We start from the raw sequence: 20,508 nt of genomic DNA, 5'->3' as shown, positions 1-20,508 counted from the left end.
GGCAATCTCGCCCTGCGCGTAAAACCAGACGCGAAAACGCGTCACACCAATCAAACAGGCGCAAACAATGCGCCAAGACGGGGGAACTGCTTCATGATCGTCGTAGAAGACGTCCATAAGCATTTCGGGGGATTTCACGCCGTAGATGGCGCGACACTCACCATCGAAAAAGGCTCCATCACCGGGCTGATTGGCCCAAATGGTGCCGGAAAAACCACATTGTTCAACGTCATCGCCGGTGTCTTGCCGCCCACCTCGGGCCGGGTCACCATGGATGGTGAGGACATCACCGGATTGCCGCCGCATGAGCTGTTCCATAAGGGGCTGCTGCGGACCTTCCAGATTGCCCATGAATTCCATTCAATGACCTGCCGGGAAAACCTGATGATGGTGCCGGGCGGACAGTCGGGCGAAGCCTTGTGGAACACATGGTTTGGCCGCAAACGCATCGCCGATGAGGAACGCGCGCTGCGGGCCAAGGCTGATGAGGTGCTGGAGTTCCTGACCATCAGCCATATCGCCGATCTGAAGGCGGGTGAAATTTCGGGCGGTCAGAAAAAACTGCTGGAACTGGGCCGCACCATGATGGTCGACGCCAAGATCGTCTTCCTGGATGAGGTGGGCGCCGGCGTGAACCGGACGCTGCTATATACCATTGCGGATGCGATCAAGCAGCTGAACGAAGAACGCGGCTACACATTCGTGGTGATTGAGCACGACATGGATTTTATCGAACGCCTGTGTAACCCGGTCATTTGTATGGCCGAGGGCAAGGTTCTGGCCGAGGGCACCCTAGCCGAGATCAAGGCGAACGAACAGGTGATCGAGGCCTATCTGGGCACCGGCCTGAAAAACAAGGACAAGGTGGGCGCATGAGCAACAATCCCTACCAAGACGATCGCGGCAACAAAGATGCTTCGATCACCAAAACAGGCGGGGGCACGATGCAGGTTTCGACCGGCACCGACCACGCCATGAGCACCGATGAGGCCTTTCTGATCGGCGACAGCATGACCGGTGGGTATGGCAAATCCGGCCCAGACATTTTGCACGATTGCACCATTGCGGTGAACAAGGGTGAGATCGCGGTTATCGTTGGCCCCAACGGCGCCGGCAAATCCACCGCGATGAAAGCCACCTTTGGCATGTTGCATCTGCGTCAGGGCTCGGTCCGTCTGGACGGCACAGATATCACTGGCCTGACCCCGCAGGCGCGGGTTGCGGCGGGCATGGGCTTCGTGCCGCAAACCTCAAACATCTTCACCTCAATGACGGTGGAAGAAAACCTTGAGATGGGCGCCTTCATCCGCAAGGACGATTACCGCCAGACCATCGAACAGATCTATGACCTGTTCCCGATCCTGCGCGACAAACGGCGCCAGCCAGCGGGGGAACTTTCGGGGGGGCAACGTCAGCAGGTGGCCGTGGGCCGCGCGCTGATGACCCAGCCCAAGGTGTTGCTGTTGGATGAGCCGACCGCAGGCGTGTCGCCCATCGTGATGGATGAATTGTTTGACCGGATCATTGAGGTCGCCCGCACTGGCATCTCGATCCTGATGGTGGAACAAAACGCCCGCCAAGCCCTTGAAATCGCGGACAAAGGATATGTTCTTGTCCAAGGTCGCAACGCCCACACCGGCACCGGCAAAGATCTGCTGGCCGATCCGGAAGTGCGCCAATCTTTCCTTGGGGGTTAAGACATGGACTTCCTGAACGCCCTTGTGGTGCTTTCCAACTTTGTGCTGATCCCGGCCGTTGCCTATGGCAGCCAGCTGGCGCTTGGCGCGCTTGGCGTGACGCTGATCTACGGTATCTTGCGCTTTTCCAACTTCGCCCATGGCGACACGATGGCCTTTGGCACCATGGTTGTGGTGCTGGTGACCTACCTGTTCCAAAGCTGGGGCCTCAGCCTTGGCCCGTTGCCGACCGCTCTGCTGGCCCTGCCCTTCGGCATCCTTGGCTGTATGGTGCTGGTGCTGGTCACCGACCGCGCCGTTTATCGGTTCTATCGTCAGCAAAAGGCCAAGCCGGTCATCCTGGTGATCGTGTCGATGGGTGTCATGTTCATCATGAACGGCCTTGTACGCTTCATCATCGGCCCGAACGATCAGCGTTTTGCCGATGGTGAGCGGTTCATCATTTCCGTACGTGAATTCAAGCAGATGACGGGCCTTTCCGAAGGTCTGGCAATCCGCACCACCCAAGGCATCACCGTTGTTACGGCGATCATCGTGGTGGCGCTGCTGTTCTGGTTCCTGAACAAGACCCGCACCGGCAAATCGATGCGCGCCTATTCGGACAATGAAGATCTGGCGTTGCTGTCGGGGATCAACCCGGAACGTGTGGTGCTGTACACCTGGCTGATCGTTGCGGCGCTGGCCACTGTGGCAGGCACGCTATACGGTCTGGATAAGACCTTCAAACCCTTCACTTACTTCCAGCTGCTGCTGCCGATTTTTGCGGCCGCAATTGTTGGTGGTCTTGGCAACCCGCTGGGCGCCATCGCCGGGGGCTTTGTGATCGCCTTTTCCGAGGTCACGATCACCTATGCCTGGAAGAAAGTGCTGAAATATCTGCTGCCGGAAAACCTGGAGCCTTCCAGCCTCGTGCAGCTTTTGTCGACCGATTATAAATTCGCTGTCAGCTTTGCGATCCTTGTGGTGGTGCTGCTGTTCAAGCCGACCGGTCTGTTCAAGGGGAAATCGGTATGAGCGAGACAACCAAAAACACCGCTCTTTTCGCGCTGGTGGCGGCACTCTTTGTGCTCTCCGGTATTTTTCAAAGCTGGAATGCCTCGCTGACCATCCTCAACATGGCGCTGATCTCGGCGATCATGGCGCTGGGGGTGAACCTGCAATGGGGTTTTGCCGGTCTGTTCAACGTCGGTGTCATGGGCTTTGTCGCCCTTGGTGGTCTGGCGACGGTTCTGATCGGTGCAAAACCCGTTGAAGGCGCCTGGAGTGCGGGTGGCTTCCAGATCCTGCTGGCGCTGGTTCTGGGGGCCGCAACGGTGGTGGCCACTGTGCTGGTCTACACCCGCCTGCCCGCAGGTCGCACCCGCACCATCGCCGTTCTGGCCACGTTGATCATCGGCTTCTTCATCTACCGCGCGGTGTTTGACCCTGCGGTTGCCGCTGTGGAGGCGATCAACCCGGCGATGCATGGCAACCTGGGTGGTCTGAACTGGCTGGCGGTTGGGCGTGACGCTTCGGTGCGTCAGGCGGATCTGTTTGTCCTGCTGGCCTGGCCGGTGGGTGGTTTGCTGGCGGCAGGTGCTGCCTGGGTCATCGGCAAAACGGCCCTTGGTCTGCGGTCAGACTATCTGGCGATCGCAACGCTGGGCATTGCTGAGATCATCATCGCGGTGATGAAAAACGAAGATTGGCTGGCCCGTGGCGTGAAAAACGTATCTGGCCTGCCGCGCCCGGTTCCCTATGAGGTGACTCTGCAGGACAGCAGCTCCTTCGTGGAGCGTGCAACCTCTCTGGGGCTGGATCCGACCACCGCGTCGACCCTGTGGATCAAGACGCTTTATGCCGGCCTGTTCTCGGTCGTTTTGGTGGTGATCCTGGTGATGGCGCAGCTGGCGTTGAAATCACCCTGGGGCCGGATGATGCGTGCGATCCGCGACAATGAAGTTGCAGCCCGTGCCATGGGTAAGGACGTGACCAAACGGCACCTGCAGATTTTCATCCTCGGTTCGGCCATCTGTGGTGTTGCTGGCGCGATGATGACCACGCTGGACGGTCAGCTGACCCCTGGCAGTTATCAGCCGCTGCGCTTCACCTTCCTGATCTGGCTGATGGTGATTGTTGGCGGGTCTGGCAACAACTTCGGTGCAGTGCTGGGTGGCTTCCTGATCTACTTCCTGTGGATCCAGGTGGAGCCGATGGGCACCTGGTTGCTGGATGCGCTGACCTCTGGCCTGCCGGATGGCAACGCGCTGAAGGAGCATCTGAAAGGCAGTGCCGCCTATATGCGTCTGATGACCATGGGCATCGTACTGCTGCTGGTGCTGCGGTTCAGTCCACGGGGCCTGATCCCTGAGAAGTGAACAGAGTGATCTATGATTGCAGAAGGGCCCCGGATGGGGCCCTTTTTTGTTGGGTGTTTCCATTTGGCGAAGTCACTTGGGGTGGGTGCAGGCAGGCGTTGCCCCACTTTGCATGTTTCACAGAGCGTGTATGCTTGTTTGGGAATCCCGGTAGGGAAGCATGCAAAACCCCTGCCCCTCCCGGAACTCCGGGAAGGTATGGCCAGAGCGTTGAAATCTCGGATTATTGCGTCAGAACAACCAGCGCCAGCGCGCCGAGGGTGACAAAAACAGTGGCAAAAGCCCCGAGCGCCAGGGGCCGCAGCCCTTCGCGCCTCAAAGCCGCGATATCGGTGCCCAGCCCCATCGCAGCAAGCGCCATGGTCAGGAAGAAGCCAGAGATCAATGAACCGGCCTCCAGCGCGGCAACAGGCAGCGCCACGGTTGAGTTCAGCACCATCATTGCCGCAAAGCCGACCACGAAGAGCGGCAGCGGGCTTGGCTTTTTCGCAGAAGGATCAACCGGACCACGGCCAAAACCGGTCAGCAGGACAATCAGCGGCGCCAGCAGCAGGACCCGGCTCAGCTTGGCCATCATGCCCCATTGCTGCGCCTCAGCGCTGTAGCTGTCCGTTGCACCGACAACCTGACCAACCTCATGGATGGCAGCACCGGCCCACAGACCGTAAGCCTGACCGTCCAGACCAAAAGCCATTGCCATCAGCGGCAGACCCAGCATCGACAGGGTGCCAAACAGCGTCACGCAGGCAATCGCGTAGGCCAGATCGCTGTTGCTGCCCGGGCGTGCGCCCTGCACCGCCATAATCGCTGAAGCACCACAGACCGCAGTACCCGCACCGATCAGCCGCGCAAGATCCGGGGCGACGCCCAGCCATCGGCCAATTACCTGCGTTGACCAGAAGGTTGCAAACAGCAGAACAGCAATGCCCAGAAACACCGGTGCGCCGGCCTGCCAGATCTGACCGATGCTCAGCTGCAACCCCAGCAGCACGATGCCCAACCGCATCAGCGGCCGTTGCGACAGGCAGATGCCATCCTCGGCCCAGGTCATCAGCCCCACGGAGTTGCGCACCGCAACACCAAGGATCATCGCAATCACCATCGGCCCCAGCAGGGGCAAATCCACCGCTTGTTTCAGCCACATCGCCCCTGCGGCCAGCGCCGCAACAAGGGCAACACCCGGCAGGTGGCGGATGATATGTTTTGCCAAAGGCAGTTCTGATGGGAAAGTATTCTGGGCTGTCATTGCGATTTTATGACAGCGTTCATCTCATTCTTCTAATTTATTGATCTTGTTAAATCGTTCGATTTTGTCGATGATTTGGGCATGACCCTGGATCAGATCAAAATATTCCTCGCCGTGGCGGAACGTCGCCATGTGACCCGTGCCGCTGAGATTCTGAACATGACGCAAAGCGCCGTGTCCTCCGCCATTTCCACCTTGGAAAGCCAACATGGGGTGAAGCTGTTTGATCGCGTGGGGCGTGGCATTGCGCTGACACAGGCGGGTGAGGCCTTTGTGCCGCAGGCCAGACGGCTGCAGCAGGAGGCTGAGGTGACGCGGCAGGTGCTGGGTGACCTTAGTCAGGAAACCCGTGGGTCCCTGCGCATTCAGGCCAGCCAGACGGTGGCCAGCTATTGGTTGCCGCCCCGGCTGATGTTGCTGCATGAACGTCATCCCGGTGTCAGCATCGATCTGCACGTCGGTAATACTGCCCAAGCAGCCGAGGCTGTTGCCAAGGGTGAGGCCGATCTTGGCTTTGTCGAAGGTGCCCTGCCCGACAGTGATCTGCACCGGCAGGTGGTGGCACGCGATGAACTGGTGCTGGTCATGGCCCGCGATCATCCGATGGCGCGCGCGGAAGACTTCGGCGCCGAGGATTACGTGCAGATGCAGTGGATCCTGCGCGAAGACGGGTCCGGCACCCGCAGTGAGACTGAGGCGCATCTGGCCGAAATGGGCCTGTCGGTTGCCAACCTTGAGGTGGCGCTGGAGCTGCCTTCGAATGAGGCGGTGCTGGCGGCGGTGGCGGCAGGCCCCTATGTGACCATGCTGTCGGCCCGTGCGGTTGGCGCGGCCAAGGGGCGGGGATTGGCCATGCGGCGGGTGACCTGGGTGGCGCATCCCGCGCGGGTCTTTGCGGTGTTGAGCCACCCGAAACGGTACAAAACCCGCGCGGTGCGGGCTTTGCTGGATGTGCTTTGATGGCCGTGACGCTTAGCGGCCCTTGAACAAGCCGCCCAGAACGCCGCGCACCAGACGGCGCCCGGTTGTGCCGCTAAGTTCTTTCACCAGCGCCTTGCCCAGGGCTTCGGTCACCGTGTCCCCACGGCGGTTGCTGCGCAGACTGCGTGAGGAGGACCGCCCAACCCGGCTACCACTGAACCGACGCGCGGCACGGAACTCACGCACCATCGGCTCTGCGGTCTCTTCCTCGGCTTCGGCGGCTTCAGCCTCCTGCGCGGCGGCTTCTGCCCGACGTTTCAGCATTTCATAGGCGCTGTCGCGGTCGATACGGTCCTCATATTTGCCCGACAGATCGGATCCATCGATTACACCCTGCCGTTCTGCTCTGGTGATTGGCCCCAGCTGCGACGATGGCGGGCGGATCAAGGTGCGTTCAACAATGCCCGGCACGCCCTTCTTGGCCAGGAAAGAGGTCACCGCCTCCCCGACGCCGACCTCACGGATCGCCTCCTCGGTGTCAAAGCGTGGGTTGTCACGGTAGGTCTCTGCCGCCATGCGCAGGGCTTTGCGGTCACGGGCGGTGAACGCGCGTAGCGCGTGCTGTACCCGGTTGCCCAGCTGCCCGAGAATATCCTCGGGCACATCGTCGGGGTTCTGGGTGACGAAATAGACGCCCACCCCTTTGGACCGGATCAGACGCGCCACCTGCTCCACCTTATCGACCAGCGCCTTTGGGGCGTCCTCAAACAACAGATGTGCCTCATCGAAGAAGAAGACCAGCTTGGGTTTGTCAGGATCACCCACCTCAGGCAGCTGCTCAAAAAGTTCCGACAGCAGCCACAGCAGGAAGGTTGCATAGAGACGCGGCGCGCCCATCAATTTGTCCGCCGCAAGGATATTGACCCTCCCGCGCCCGTCAGCATCGCAGCGCATCAGATCCGCCAGATCCAGCGCAGGTTCGCCAAATAATTGAGTGGCCCCTTGATTTTCCAGAACCAGAAGCCGCCGCTGAATGGCCCCGATGGAGGCGGTGGAGACATTGCCATAGCGCAGCGCAATCTCACCCCGGTTTGCCCCCAGCCAGACCAGAAGCGCCTGCAGATCCTTAAGATCCAGCAAAGGCAGCCCCTGTTCATCCGCCAGACGGAAGGCGATGTTCAACACACCTTCCTGCGCCTCTGACAGCTCCAGCAGGCGGGCCAGTAGCAACGGGCCCATCTCAGAAACCGTGGTGCGCACTGGGTGCCCCTGGTCGCCGAAAAGATCCCAGAAGGTGACCGGAAAACCCTGATAACTGTAGTCGTCAAACCCGATTTTGGCCGCACGTGAGGTGAAGGCATCATGTAGCTTGGCGGTGGCGCTGCCTGCTTTGGCCAGACCAGCCAGATCGCCCTTCACATCAGACAGGAACACCGGCACGCCCTGCGCCGAAAACCCTTCGGCCATGATTTGCAGGGTCACCGTCTTGCCGGTGCCGGTGGCGCCTGCGATTAGGCCATGCCGGTTGGCATATTTCAGGGTCAGCCCCTGTTTTTCGCCATAAGCCTCACCGCCACCGCCGATAAAAATGGATTCGCTCAATTCAGCCCCCAATGCTGCCTGTATGGTCCGTGCGGCCAGTTCGTACGCAGGACACATACTCTGTTAACACCTTTGCTGCATAGTGACCTGACCCACCTCTCATGTCCATTGCAGGTGGGTGACTTCCTCCCTGTCAGACTGGCCGCTCTGATCGTTTCAGAGCGGCGTCTTTTTTTTGACGAAAAAACCATGCTCTGCCTGTTGACGCTGAGGTTGAAAAATCCTAGCGTTCAGTCAATGACTAAGTCGGCCAGTCCGACGGGGAGCAAAAATATGGAAAAGGGGCCAGTTCGCGGCCCCTTTTTCTATTCGATATTCCAGATATTTGCCGCCCAAAGCTCACGTTAGATACAAAAGTCGGCAGGTTCTTGCTGTTTGCGCGTATTTCGCTGCAGTTTCAGCCTGACAGAGGCTTTCGGCACATGGTAGAGCTTGAGCAGAAAAATGACTTCTTGGGTGGAACCTTTTGATGAACAAACTGTCCAAAACCCTGTCTTTGATGGCAGCGCTGACCCTTGGCGGCGCGGCGCTGGCGCAAGAGACCGCTGAGCAGACCCCGGAAACCGCACAGGACGGTCTGGCGATGGGCACCCCGGTGGAGCCGCAATCCTACATTCGCGAAGAAAGCGGTGATTGGAAGCTGGAGTGTTTCCGCGCCAACCTTGAAACCGAACCCTGTCAGCTGCTGCAGCCGCTTTATGGCGCTGAGGGCAATCAGGTCGCGAATGTTCGCATCTTCCGCCTGCCCGCTGGTGGCCAGGCTGTTGCCGGTGCGATCGTTGCGGTGCCGCTGGAAACCCTGCTGACCGCGCAGCTGACCATCATGGTTGATGCCAACCAGCCGCGCCGCTACCCGTTTTCGGTCTGTGATCCGCTGGGCTGTTATGCCCGTATCGGTTTGACACAGGGCGATATTGATGCGTTCAAACGGGGTGCAGGTGCCATCGTTTCGCTGGTGCCCTTCGTTGCACCCGACCAGCGTGTGGATCTGAAGATGTCGCTGAGCGGCTTCACCGCCGGCTTTGACAAGGTCACCGCCGAGGTCAAACCGTAAAGCGACGTTTTGAACCGCTCTTAAAGAATAGAAAAGCCGCGCGGATATCCTGCGCGGCTTTTTGAATATCGCTGGAGTGATTTAGGCGTTCTTTAGTGCCAGAACCGCGTTCAGCCCGCCAAAGGCAAAAGCGTTCGACAGAACGTAGTCCACCTTGGCCTCACGCGCCTCATTTGGCACAACATCCAGTGAGCATTCCGGGTCCGGCTCTTCATAACCTATGGTTGGGGCGATCACCCCGTCCCGCAGCGCCATGATACAGGCCAGCAGCTCCACCGCGCCGGTCCCGCCGATCAGGTGGCCATGCATCGCCTTGGTCGACGATATCATCAGTTGATCCGCATGGGCGCCAAAAACATCCGCGACAGCGGCGCATTCGGTTTTGTCATTGGCGGCGGTGCCGGTGCCATGCGCGTTGATGTAGCCGATCTGATCCGGGGTAATACCCGCATCCCGCAATGCGCCCGAAATGGCCCGTGCCGCCCCCTGCTTGGAGGGCATGACGATATCGCTGGCGTCAGAGGACATGGCAAAGCCTGCCACTTCGGCCAGGATCTCCGCCCCGCGGGCCTTGGCGTGTTCGTACTCCTCAAAGACAAAGATCGCTGCGCCCTCGCCCTGTACCATGCCGTTGCGATTGGCGCTGAACGGGCGACAGGCGTCTTTGGACATGACGCGCAGCCCTTCCCAGGCTTTTACGCCACCAAAACACAGCATCGATTCAGAGCCACCGGTGACCATTACCTTGGACATGCCCGAGCGCACCATTGTAAAGGCCTGTGACATCGCATGGTTCGAACTGGCGCAGGCGGTGGCGACGGTGAAGCTGGGGCCTTTGAGGTTGAACTCCATCGACACATGGCTGGCGGCGGCGTTGTTCATCAGCTTGGGCACCACAAAGGGATGCACGCGGTTTTTGCCATCCTCATAAACGGTGCGGTAATTGGCATCGAGCGTGGTCATCCCGCCACCCGAATTGCCAAGGATCACGCCCGAGGTGGCTGCCAATTCGCCTGAGAAGCTGAGGCCGGATTGGGCCAGCGCCTCGCGGGCGGCGATCAGGGTGAATTGAGTGAACCGGTCAAACAGGGCCAGCTGCTGGCGGTTGAAGGCCGCCTCCGCATCATAGCCTTTGACCTGACCGCCGATTTTGATCGCCAGCCGGTCAACATCCTGAAACTCCAGCTCACCAATGCCGCATTTGCCCTCGCGCATCGCTGCGAGGGTCTCGGCAACGTTGGGGCCGAGCGCGTTGATCGTGCCTGCCCCAGTAATGACAACCCGGTTCATGCCGCTTGCTCGGCCACCAGTTGTTCGATGCCCTTGATGATTGAGGCCACCGAGGCAATGTCAAACTCGCTCTTTTCCGGCTCATTCGCGTTGAACGGCACCGAAATGTCAAAGGCCTCTTCGATGGCAAAAATGCTCTCTACCAGCCCCAGGCTATCAATGCCCAGATCTTCCAAAGTGCTTTCCAGCGTCACATCCGATGGTTCCAGAACTGCCTGTTCGGCGATGATCTCGATGACCTTATCTTTGATGCTCATGATCGCGGCCCTTCCCTCTGATTGAGGTTGATTTAGTCATTCCCACCCGGATTTGAAACAGCTTTCTGCAACTTAGCGACGTCGCGGAACAGCCGGGGCAGCCGGCGCAGGCCTTTGTAAACCTCAATATGTGTTTCCATTTTCATTGCCGGATAGCCCAGCATGACACGGCCCGCCGGTACATTTGCCAGTACCTTTGTCGCCCCGCCAGTGATCACGTGATCCCCGATGAACAGGTTATCACTGACCCCCGTCTGGCCACCTAGCACCACATTGTGACCGATACGTGTCGACCCGGCGATCCCGACCTGTGCACAGATAAGGCAGTCATTGCCGATCTCAACGTTGTGACCGATCTGGGCCAGATTATCGAATTTGACGCCATTGCCGATGCGGGTGTCGCGCACGGTGCCGCGGTCAATACAGGCATTGGCGCCCAGTTCGACGTCATCGCCGATGCTGACCGACCCGACCGAATGGATCCGGGCGTAGCTTTGCGCCTTGGCCTCACCTGCATCGCCAAGACTGTCGCGGACCTTTTCGATGTTGGATTCTTCTGGCGTCACGAAGGAAAACCCATCGCCGCCCACTGTGGCGCCGGGCTGCGCGATGAAACTATCGCCAATGCGTACGCGGGCGCCGATCTTTACCCCTTCGCGCAGGAAACAGCCCTGCCCCAGAACCGTGTCAGTGCCGATGAAACACTGCGGCCCGATGACCGAACCGTCGCCGATCACCGCACCAGCCGAAATCACGCTGAGAGGCCCGACCGAGACATCGGCGCCCAGTTTAGCGGCGGGGTCAATTACGGCTGAAGGGTGAATGCCTGCCGCGTAGCCCTGACCGGGATCCATCATCGCCGATAGACCCGCCATCGCGAAACGCGGACGCGGTGCAATGATTGCCGCTTTCAGGCCCAGCTGCTGCCAATCCGCGCCCTGCCACAGCATGGCGGCCTGCGCCTGACCTTGCGGCAGACCCTTGGCAAAATCGGGTTTCATCGCCAGCGCCAGATCCTGTGGCCCGGCCATTGCAGGTTCGGCCACGCCACCCACAGAAAGATCAACGTCGCCAAAGGCTTCTGCCCCCAGCGACGCTGCAATTTCTTTGATCGTATAAGTCATGGCCTGCCCCTAATAATCTGTTGGGGCTAGATTTAGCCGCGAACGCTGCCCAAGGCCACCCCTGCCGATTGCAAAGCTTTCCAGATCTTTGCATCACGGCCATAGGTATCACGACGATAGTTCGCTTTGCCCTTCGCAGGCACCACGGCGGTCCGGTAAACGATATGCACCGGCAGGTGCTGTTCCAGATCCACCTGGGTTTCACGGCCGGTTTTCAGGATCCGCTGGAAGGTCTCCTTGGGTGTGGCATCCTGACGGGCCAGCAGCGCATAGGCGAAATCAAACGGTTGATGCAGACGGATGCAGCCATGGCTGAACGCCCGGGTTTCGCGTGAGAACAGCGCCTTCTGCGGGGTGTCGTGCAGATAGATGTTGTGGCGGTTCGGGAACATGAACTTCACCAACCCCAGTGCATTGCGGCTGGAGGGCGGCTGTTTGATGTCAAACGGGAAGTTGGTGGCGCTGAACTGGGTAAAGTCCGCGCCCTCGCGGCTGACGGTCCGGCCAGCGCCATCAATCAGACGCAGGTGACTAACCGCATTGGGGTTTTTCTTCAGCTGAGGCAGGTATTCCTTCACAGCGATCGACCGCGGCACGTTCCAGGTGGGGTTAATCACCATATGCTCCATCGTGTCGCTGAATTCGGGGCTGCGTCGGTCCGAGGAGTTGGCGCCAATCACCGAACGGGTACGGAAGGTGACCTTACCGTCATCCACGATCTTGGCGGTGTAATCGGTGAGGTTTACCCAGATATGACGCTCCCCACGTTCAAAGTTGGTCCAGCGTTCACGCTCCATCGCCACGATCACCGACTGCAGGCGGGTTTCGGCAGAGACATTCAGCTCTTTCAGCGTGGTTGCCCCGGCAACACCGTCTTCGGCAAGGCCGTGGTCGGCCTGGAACTGCTGCACCGCGGCCTGAATTTTGGTGTCAAAGATCTGAGTGGCCGAGCGATCCAGATATCCAAGCGCCATCAGACGATTGCGCAGTTTCACGATCGAGGCGCCGCGATCACCCGGCTCCAGCTTTTTGCCAGGCACGGTTTCGCCCCAGCCGCCGCGGGCGATCACCCCCTGCAAGCGCAGCATCTCCTTGCGCAAGCGCGGATATTCGGGCGAGGCGGGCGGCAGCTGTTTCATCACCGCCGCAGGCTGGCCGGTGACCAGCATCTCCAGATATTCGGCGCCGTCTTTTTTGCTGATCTTGCGGACCAGACCGTCATCGATCTTGCCCGGGATCAAAACACCATGGGCCACATCGCGGGCGTATTTCAGATAGGCTTTGGACAGTTCCACATCGACAATGCCCAGATCGCGCGGCGTCTTGGCGTTGCGCATCATGTCCAGCAGCGCGTTCACATCATAGCGCGCCTGCGGCAGCCCATGGCTGCGCACGTTTTGCAGCACATTGATCAGGGCCTGACGGCGCGCCACGAATTCAGCGCCCTCCCCGGTCCAGATCCCGCCAAAACCATTTTCGCGATAAAACCGGGCCAATTCCCGATCATCAGACGCGGTTTCGGCCACCGCTTGTTTAAAAGCTGTCACCTGTGCCGCAGCAGGCGTTGGCGTCTGGGCCAACATCAGGCAGGCCGCAACGGCCCCCAGGGTCAGCCGTGGGGCAAATCGAAAAAATCCAGAACGAGTAACTGGCTGCATGAGCGCGCTCTCTTTCCCTAATATGTTTAGATCTCTCCCCTCATTGGCGGTTTTTTGCCCGACTGTCCATTCACAAAAGGTTAATCATGGCGTCTGAAACGGCTTTGGCGCAACGCTGTGTCGTGTGGGCGTCATTCAGAATATGTTCACAAAAATTTGCGCAAAAAACCGCCGAGCCCCCTTGTTTGTAGAAAAATAAGCCCTCTGACGGGTTGGTGGAACGAAACTTGTATGTAATATAGCGCCTGCATCTGGGGATGAGATGGCAGGCCTCGCGTAACATCGCGGGCAACACAGGTAAGCGACAGGACGGGCGCTAACATGACGAATACGACTTTGACGCGGCGGGCGGTGCTCGGCGCGTTTGCGGCAACAACCTTGACGGCCGCACCAACCTTTTCCAAAGCCGCAGGGTTCCTGCGTGGCTCCGGCGACATTCGGCGGATCAAAATGTATTCCGGCCGCACCGGCGAACGGATCGACATGATCTATTGGATCGAAGGTAAATACATCAAAGACGCTCTCAAAGAGGTGAACCACTTCATGCGCGACTGGCGCACGAATGATGTGACCTCAATCGATGCGCGCACCATCGACATCATGGCAGCCGCCCACAATCTGATGGATGTGAGCGAACCCTATATGCTGCTGTCGGGCTACCGTTCGCCCAAGACCAATGCGATGCTGCGGTCCAAATCGCGCGGCGTGGCCAAGAACTCGTTGCACATGAAAGGTCAGGCTGCGGACCTGCGCCTGCAATCCCGCTCGGTCACGCAAATGGCCAAAGCGGCGGCGATCTGCAAAGCAGGCGGCGTTGGCCGCTACTCCAGCTCGAACTTCGTGCATATGGATTGTGGTCCGGTACGCACCTGGGGCCGTTAAGGCACAGTCTACCTAAAACTGCTTTTCTCAAGACCCGCCTTTTGGCGGGTTTTTTGTTGTTTTGAAGGCTCAAAATTGCCCGAACAATCCCATTTTTTATGGCTGAAGCTCCCCTTCAGATGCCCCCCTAAAGGCAACTGTCAAAGTTTCGCCAGATGCAGTCACAGAGTTGTCAGGAGGCTGTGAGTATGCTTTTTTGAACAAAGCGGGGCATTTGCAGGTCGCGTAATAGATTTGACGCGATTATTTTGGGGGACAGGAATGGTTTTCTTGGGCAGATTTTTCGGTAGCACAAAGCGTATGGCAGCTGTTGCAACTACACTCGGCAGTCTAGCCTTCGCGGCACCAGCACAGGCAGATCTGTCACTGACCTTCTTCCCGGACGACATCGGGCCGGGCGGCCAGTCCACCGCGACTTTCACGCTGAACAACACAACAGGCGGCCCGCTGTCTGAATTGGCCTTCTCATTGAACCTTGGGGCCAATGTTACAGTTGCTGGTGCCCCGGCAATTGACAGCAGCTGTATGGCACCCTGACCGCCACCGGTGGCGCGTCCACCATCTCCTTCGCAGATGGCGGGCTGGGTATTGGCGAAAACTGTACCATTTCATTGCAGGTCCAGGGCGGCGCGACCAATGGCTTAAACACCTTGACCACCTCGCAACTGTCGTCAGATGCCGGAGATCAGGGGGATGCAACGGATGATCTGACGATCACCGACGGCAAACCATCGTTTACCAAAGCACTTGCCCCGTCCAGTGTCGCGTTGAACGGTACGACGACGATGACCTACACCGTCAATAACACTGCAAACGGGAGCCTTATTACATCGATTTCATTTAGCGAAAACCTGCCAAGCGGCCTTGTCTTCGCCACGCCCACCAATCTGACCACGGACTGTTCTAGCCTCACCCCAACGGCGACAGCTGGGGGGGCAACACTGACTGCATTTGGTGGGTTTGTCCTTGCGGGGTCAGCCTGTACCCTGTCCATTGACGTACAAGCGCAATCTGTAGGTGATTTCACCTTAACTTCTGGTGATATGACTTACTCAACCGGAGGCCCTTCCCAGTCGGCCGGTATAGCCTCCGCAGAACTGACCGTCACGGCGCCCCCTTCGGGCGCGCCGTCCCTGACCCAGGTGTTTTCCGGCGACCCTGCAGCGGGGGGTGAAACCGTTACGTTGTCATTCACATTGACAAACACGGATCCAACAAACCCGGCGACTTTGATCACCTTCACCGAAGATTTTGATACCCCACTGACCGGCACCACCCTGTTGGCAGACGTCACGGATCCCTGTGGCAGTGGCTCATCCATCACCGGTGCCGGCACCGGGACCATGACCTTCGCTGGTGGTTCGTTGGCAGCCCGCTCGCAGTGTAATTTTGATGTCACCGTGCAACTGCCCGCCAGCCCAACCGGTGGGGACTATCTGTTCACCAGCTCCACCGTTCAGGCCGAAGTCAACGGCGACACCGTCTTTTCAGCCAGCCCGGCCAGCGACACGCTGACCGTCAGCGACAATCCGAAACCAACCGTAAGCCTGAGCATCACTGACGTTGCCGATCTTGCTGTTTCGGGCGCAACCACCGCGACCGTTACGCTGACCAACACAGCAGCCGTCGATGCAACCGGAGTCGGGTTCGACCTTCAGCTTAGTCCCCCGCTTTCTGACCTCATTGGCTTGGGAACTCTAGGCGTCGGGACCTGCCCCGCCGGCTCCGTCTCTCAGACCAACACCAACCCGCGCACTTTGTCTTTGATTAACGCGACAATCACGGCCTCCAGCAGCTGTACCTTCGATATCCCAATCACCCTACCCGCCGACCACCCAGCGGGAGATTTCACCCTGACGATTGATGAGCTGACCGGCACCATCGGCGGCAGTGCCTTTGTTGGTGCCGGGGCCTCAGACACCTTCTCGGTAAATGCTGGTATCGCCGACGTGTCGATGCGTAAAAGCTTCGACAGCGTTGGCATTCCGGGTGGCACCGTTGGTGTAACTTATGAGCTGAGCAATCGTTCCCTGCTGCCAGTCACGGATATTGGCTTCACCGACGCTATCGTTGCCGCAGTCACAGGTTCCACGGGGTTCGCTGTTGACACCAACACCTGTAACGGCACGGCGACTGGCGGGTCGACCCTCACCGTTTCGGGCGCCTCAATGGCCGCCAGCGGCACCTGTGAGATCACCGGCACGCTGACACTTGGTGCCGGTGTTTCCGGTGGCAACTATCTCAGCACGACCAGCGATATCACGGCAACGCTTGACGGCTTCTCCCCCGCGACCATCGGCAACTCCGCCGCCTCTGCGACTTTGGAAGTTCAGGAAATCTCTCTTGATTTTGCCTTTGACGACGACTCGGTACTGCCAGGTCAGTCCACGGTTGCTGAGATCACGCTGACCAATAACGGCACTTCGTCAGTGGCGATTACCAATGTGACCACTTCGCTTGTCCCGATCAGCGTAAGTGCGACGTTCGACTCTTCCCTGGTCAACACCTGTGGCAGCGCAGAATCTACCGGTTCGGCTTCGATCTCCTACACTGGCGGTTCGATCCCAGCTGGCAGCTCCTGTACCTACCGCGCACAGATCAGCGTTCCGGCTTCTGCAACGCAACAGGAGGTTCGGCTCACAACCATTGCTTTGGCTGGGACCAACCTGTTTCAAGGCGACAACATCCGCGTGGGTGGCCCCTTGGCTGATGGCGGCACCCTGTCGTTGACCAAATCCTTTGTGGATATGTCGGTTGAAGAAGGTGCAAACACTGATGTGACCTTCACCATCACCAATGAATCGGCAGATCTGGCCGTAAATACCATTGGTTTCAGCGATGATCTGGACGCTTTCCGTTCGGGCACCACTTTGGTCAGCACTGTCAGTGATACGTGTTCGGCAACTGGTTCGGGCCCCGGTGCAAGCATCATCAACTTCTCCAACATCAATCTGGCCGCCGGTGCCAGCTGTGCCGTCACGGTGCGTCTTGCGATGGCCGTGACCGGGGATCTGGGCGATTTCACCAACACCACCAGCGCGATCAGCGGCGATGTGTCTTCGGTGACTGTAACTGGCACGGCCGCATCTGACAGTATCCTGGTGCAGTCCAACGTTGCGCCGACCTTCACCAAGACCTTCCCTTCGGGAACAATCAATCAGAACGGTCAGACAACGGTGCAATACACCATCTCGATGCCGGTCGCTCTTGGATCGTTTAACCAGCTGACTTTTGACGATGCACTTGGCTCGGCGATCAGCGGTGCAACTCTGGTGTCTGTTCCCAGCAATGGCAGCTGTGGCGCCGGTTCGCAGTTTGGCGGCACCGGCACTGACACGATGACCATGCGCTTTGGGGCCCTGTCGGGCGGCGAGAGCTGTACCTTCACCGCCACCATCGGCATCACCAGCTCGCCCGAGGGGGCAGTGACCAGCACCTCAGGTGATCTGTTCAACGCAACCACCGCACTGGTTTCAGGTGCGTCGGCATCGCTGACCGTCAATTCACCTCCCCCGAACCTGGCCCTTGCTTTTGCAGCCAACCCGGTAGATCAGGGCGTTGTCTCGACCATGACCTACACGATCGATGCAAGTGCGGTGACAACGGCTCTCAGCGGTGTTGGCTTCACCAACACACTCCCGTCGGGCCTGGTGATTGCGACCCCTGCGAACGCCGTGAGCTCTTGCGGTGGCACTTTGACTGCAGTCGCCGGAACCGGTTCGGTCACGCTCACAGGTGGCTCCCTGGCGGCCAATGCCAGCTGTACCATTTCTTTGGATGTCGTGGCACAAGCGGCTGGGGCCTATGCGAATACAACCTCGGCCCTTAGCACCAACCTCGGCGATGGCGGTGCAGCCAGCGCCACATTGACCGTAAATGCTGCGCCCCCTCCCGGCTTTGCGCAGGTCTTCTCGCCAGATAGCATGCTGGAAGGCGCAACCTCGACGCTGACCTTTACGATCGACAACTCCGGCGCCTTTGTGGAAGCAAGCACCTTGAGCTTCACCAACAACCTGCCCGCGGGTCTGGTGATTGCCAGCACTCCCAATGTCGCCAACACCTGTAACGGCACAGCAACCGCAGTCGCAGCCTCTTCGGTTGTCAGCCTCACCGGTGGCACCGTTGCTGCAAGCGCCAGCTGTACCGTCTCAGTGGATGTGACCACAGTTGATGATGGCAGCTATGTGAATGTGAGTGGTGCTCTGACGTCGAACCTCGGCAACAGTGGTACCTCCACCGATACGTTGACCGTGAACGCCCCGCCGGTCCCGCCGCTGGCCAAAACCTACACCCCGTCTACCGTCACCCAGGGTGAAGTGACGACCGTGTCCATCAGCATCGACAACTCGGCCGCTTTGTTGCCGGTGACTGCGGTGAATGTAACCGATACCTTTGCCGCCAGCATGACCGTTGCGACGGTGGCAAACACCTCGGTTGGGGCAAACTGTGTGGGCGGCACACTGACAGCAGTGCCCGGCGCCACCTCGGTGACCTATACCGGTGGGTCGGTGACCGCAGGGCAGACCTGTACCATCAGCTATGACGTTGTTGCGCTGAACACCGGGGCCCTGGCCAATACGCTGACCATGACGTCGTCGCTGGGGCCGAACACCGCGCCTGCGACACTGACAGTGAACCCTGCCCCGGCCCCGACGATCACCCATGCCTTTGCGCCAAGCTCGATCGAACAGGACGGGTTCAGCACGCTGACCGTGACCATCGACAACTCGGCCGCCTTTATCGCAGCTGGCAGCCTTGGCTTGCAGGGCGATCTGTCCGCGGCGGTTCTGATTGCCAATGACGGGGCAGCCCGCGTGCCAACCAACAGCTGTGGCGGTACATTGCTGGCGCCCAACAACTCCAACCGGATGCAGCTGTCGGGCGGGAACATCCCGGCACAGGGCAGCTGTGTGATGACCGTTGATGTGACCTCGTCCACCGTCGGCAACTACACCAACACCCTGAGCGGTTCGACCAGCACATTGGGGGCCAGCACCCTACCCGCCCCTGCCGCGCTGGAGGTTGTGGCACGCACCACCGCCGAAGTGATCTTTGAGGTGGCAACGGACACCGATGGCGACTTTGGGTTCGCATCCAGCGAGGCAGCCTTTACCTTCACCCTGACCACCAGCTCAGGCGAAGGCACCGAAGGCCCGATCTCGGTTGATGCGGGCAGCTATTCGGTTTCGGTTTCGCCCCCAAGCGGCACCGGCATCACCGCGATGAGCTGTAATGACAGCGACAGCACCGCAACGCTGGATGGCAGCACCTTCTCACTGGTGCTGGCTGCGCGGGAACAGGTCACCTGTACCATCACCAGCCGTGAAACGCTGCAGCGCACTGTGGACACGATCCACAACTTCCTGCATCGCCGCAGCACGCTGATCCTGGCCAATCCGCCCAGCCGGTCCCGCCGTCTGGAACGGATGAACTCGGCCGGTGTGGGTGGTCAAACGTTGAGCTTTGCGCAGGGTGATATCCTGTCGATGCTGCCGGTGGACTTCGATCCAATGGCCATCAACTCGGGTAACTTCTCACTCAGCGGCTCACTGCAGCAGGCCCGTGAAGCCCGCGCCATGGCGCTGCTGGCGCATGATCCCTACAAGACCAACATGTTTGTTGAGAACTCCAAGTGGGATCTGTGGTTCGAAGGCAGCTACAGCAAGTTTGAGGGCAGCTCGGACTCCGAGGGTCACTTTGGCATCGCCTATATCGGTCTGGATTACGTGGTCTCACGCGATCTGTTGGTCGGGGCATTGGTGCAGTTTGACCAGATGGAGGACAGTTCCGAAATCAACGGCTCCAGCGTTGAGGGGCGTGGCTGGATGGTTGGTCCCTATGTGACCGCCCGTCTGCGCGACAACCTGATCTTCGACGGCCGTTTCGCCCTGGGCAAATCGACCAACGATATCTCACCCTTCGGCACCTACACCGATGCGTTTGAAACCAGCCGCGTGCTGGTCGAGGCCTCGCTCAGCGGGCAGTATCTGGTGCAGGGTTGGACAGTGTCACCAAACGTGTCGCTGGCCTATCTGCATGAAAAGCAGAAGTCCTATGTCGACAGTCTGAACGTCACCATCCCGGCGCAGACCGTCAGCCTTGGTCAGCTGCGCTTTGGTCCCAATGTGTCGCGCCGCTTCACCCAGCCCGATGGCTCCAGCTTTGAGCCTTTCGTGTCACTGGACGGCATCTACACCTTCGGTTCCAGCGATGACATCGTCTCAGCCGAAGCCACGAAAGAGGCAGAGGGGCTGCGCGCCCGGATAGAGGCAGGTTTCACCACCACCAATGAGTACGGCACAAAGCTGAGTGTCCGGGCGAATTACGATGGTATCGGCCTGTCGGACTTTGAAAGCTACGGGGTCTCAGTGAAACTGAACATCCCGCTGCAATAAGCCGAAACAATCAGCGAAAAGGCCC

Annotated in this window: 15 protein-coding genes; 9 read left to right on the top strand and 6 right to left on the bottom strand. The window is 59.3% G+C overall.

The window, feature by feature from the left end; genetic code table 11:
* The first annotated feature begins 93 nt into the window (after positions 1-93).
* From TL5118_RS07415 to TL5118_RS07400, 4 genes are read left to right on the top strand one after another with little or no spacing between them, the layout of a single operon-like run.
* Positions 94-876: an ABC transporter ATP-binding protein gene (locus tag TL5118_RS07415; RefSeq protein ID WP_058242016.1), complete on the top strand. Its 783-nt coding sequence runs from the start codon at positions 94-96 to the stop codon at positions 874-876.
* Positions 873-1,697 (top strand): ABC transporter ATP-binding protein, encoded by an 825-nt coding sequence (locus TL5118_RS07410; protein ID WP_082626133.1) that lies wholly within the window; start codon positions 873-875, stop codon positions 1,695-1,697. The genes TL5118_RS07415 and TL5118_RS07410 overlap by 4 nt, the downstream gene beginning before the upstream one ends.
* 3 nt (positions 1,698-1,700) lie before the next feature.
* On the top strand, positions 1,701-2,711 hold the full coding sequence (locus TL5118_RS07405; protein ID WP_058242015.1) for a branched-chain amino acid ABC transporter permease: 1,011 nt from the start codon (positions 1,701-1,703) through the stop codon (positions 2,709-2,711).
* Entirely contained in the window at positions 2,708-4,054 is a 1,347-nt protein-coding gene (locus TL5118_RS07400; RefSeq protein ID WP_058242014.1) for a branched-chain amino acid ABC transporter permease, read from the top strand. The genes TL5118_RS07405 and TL5118_RS07400 overlap by 4 nt, the downstream gene beginning before the upstream one ends.
* A 223-nt stretch (positions 4,055-4,277) precedes the next feature.
* Here TL5118_RS07400 and TL5118_RS07395 read toward each other — a convergent pair whose 3' ends face one another.
* The gene (locus tag TL5118_RS07395) at positions 4,278-5,300 is read right to left on the bottom strand and encodes a YeiH family protein (protein ID WP_058242013.1); all 1,023 of its coding nucleotides are present in this window, start codon (positions 5,298-5,300) and stop codon (positions 4,278-4,280) included.
* An 81-nt stretch (positions 5,301-5,381) separates the two neighbouring features.
* Between TL5118_RS07395 and TL5118_RS07390 the strand changes: the two genes are divergently transcribed.
* Positions 5,382-6,260, top strand: coding sequence for a LysR family transcriptional regulator (locus TL5118_RS07390; RefSeq protein WP_058242012.1), 879 nt, complete (start codon positions 5,382-5,384; stop codon positions 6,258-6,260).
* A 12-nt stretch (positions 6,261-6,272) separates the two neighbouring features.
* Here TL5118_RS07390 and TL5118_RS07385 read toward each other — a convergent pair whose 3' ends face one another.
* A complete protein-coding gene (locus TL5118_RS07385; protein ID WP_058242091.1) occupies positions 6,273-7,823 on the bottom strand; it encodes a helicase HerA-like domain-containing protein in 1,551 nt (516 codons plus the stop codon).
* A 469-nt stretch (positions 7,824-8,292) separates the two neighbouring features.
* Between TL5118_RS07385 and TL5118_RS07380 the strand changes: the two genes are divergently transcribed.
* Positions 8,293-8,877 carry an invasion associated locus B family protein gene (locus TL5118_RS07380; protein WP_058242011.1) on the top strand — a complete coding sequence of 195 codons (585 nt, stop codon included), beginning with the start codon at positions 8,293-8,295 and terminating at the stop codon, positions 8,875-8,877.
* 81 nt (positions 8,878-8,958) lie between these two features.
* Here TL5118_RS07380 and TL5118_RS07375 read toward each other — a convergent pair whose 3' ends face one another.
* Genes TL5118_RS07375 through TL5118_RS07360 form a run of 4 tightly spaced genes read right to left on the bottom strand, consistent with a single transcriptional unit; the run spans position 8,959 to position 13,206 of the window.
* Positions 8,959-10,167 carry a beta-ketoacyl-[acyl-carrier-protein] synthase family protein gene (locus tag TL5118_RS07375; RefSeq protein ID WP_058242010.1) on the bottom strand — a complete coding sequence of 403 codons (1,209 nt, stop codon included), beginning with the start codon at positions 10,165-10,167 and terminating at the stop codon, positions 8,959-8,961.
* On the bottom strand, positions 10,164-10,424 hold the full coding sequence (locus tag TL5118_RS07370; RefSeq protein ID WP_058242009.1) for an acyl carrier protein: 261 nt from the start codon (positions 10,422-10,424) through the stop codon (positions 10,164-10,166). The genes TL5118_RS07375 and TL5118_RS07370 overlap by 4 nt, the downstream gene beginning before the upstream one ends.
* 32 nt (positions 10,425-10,456) lie before the next feature.
* The gene (gene lpxD / locus TL5118_RS07365; protein ID WP_058242008.1) at positions 10,457-11,548 is read right to left on the bottom strand and encodes a UDP-3-O-(3-hydroxymyristoyl)glucosamine N-acyltransferase; all 1,092 of its coding nucleotides are present in this window, start codon (positions 11,546-11,548) and stop codon (positions 10,457-10,459) included.
* Between the two features lie 32 nt (positions 11,549-11,580).
* Positions 11,581-13,206 (bottom strand): L,D-transpeptidase family protein, encoded by a 1,626-nt coding sequence (locus TL5118_RS07360; RefSeq protein ID WP_058242007.1) that lies wholly within the window; start codon positions 13,204-13,206, stop codon positions 11,581-11,583.
* A 321-nt stretch (positions 13,207-13,527) separates the two neighbouring features.
* On the opposite strand from TL5118_RS07360, the gene mepK reads away from it, so the two are divergent.
* The 3 genes from mepK to TL5118_RS07345 all read left to right on the top strand — a co-directional run bounded on the left by mepK (position 13,528) and on the right by TL5118_RS07345 (position 20,483).
* Positions 13,528-14,088, top strand: a complete 561-nt coding sequence (gene mepK / locus TL5118_RS07355; protein WP_058242006.1) for a peptidoglycan L,D-endopeptidase MepK — start codon at positions 13,528-13,530, stop codon at positions 14,086-14,088.
* 300 nt (positions 14,089-14,388) lie between these two features.
* Positions 14,389-14,625 (top strand): DUF7933 domain-containing protein, encoded by a 237-nt coding sequence (locus tag TL5118_RS07350; protein ID WP_131727423.1) that lies wholly within the window; start codon positions 14,389-14,391, stop codon positions 14,623-14,625.
* A gap of 113 nt (positions 14,626-14,738) precedes the next feature.
* Positions 14,739-20,483, top strand: coding sequence for a DUF7933 domain-containing protein (locus TL5118_RS07345; protein ID WP_131727422.1), 5,745 nt, complete (start codon positions 14,739-14,741; stop codon positions 20,481-20,483).
* The last annotated feature ends 25 nt before the right edge of the window (positions 20,484-20,508 follow it).

Source organism: Thalassovita autumnalis (genome assembly GCF_001458255.1).
In the GTDB taxonomy this organism is placed as follows: Bacteria; Pseudomonadota; Alphaproteobacteria; order Rhodobacterales; family Rhodobacteraceae; genus Thalassobius; species Thalassobius autumnalis.
Note: the sequence above shows the minus strand (reverse complement) of the source record. Positions and strands in the feature narration are given on the sequence as shown.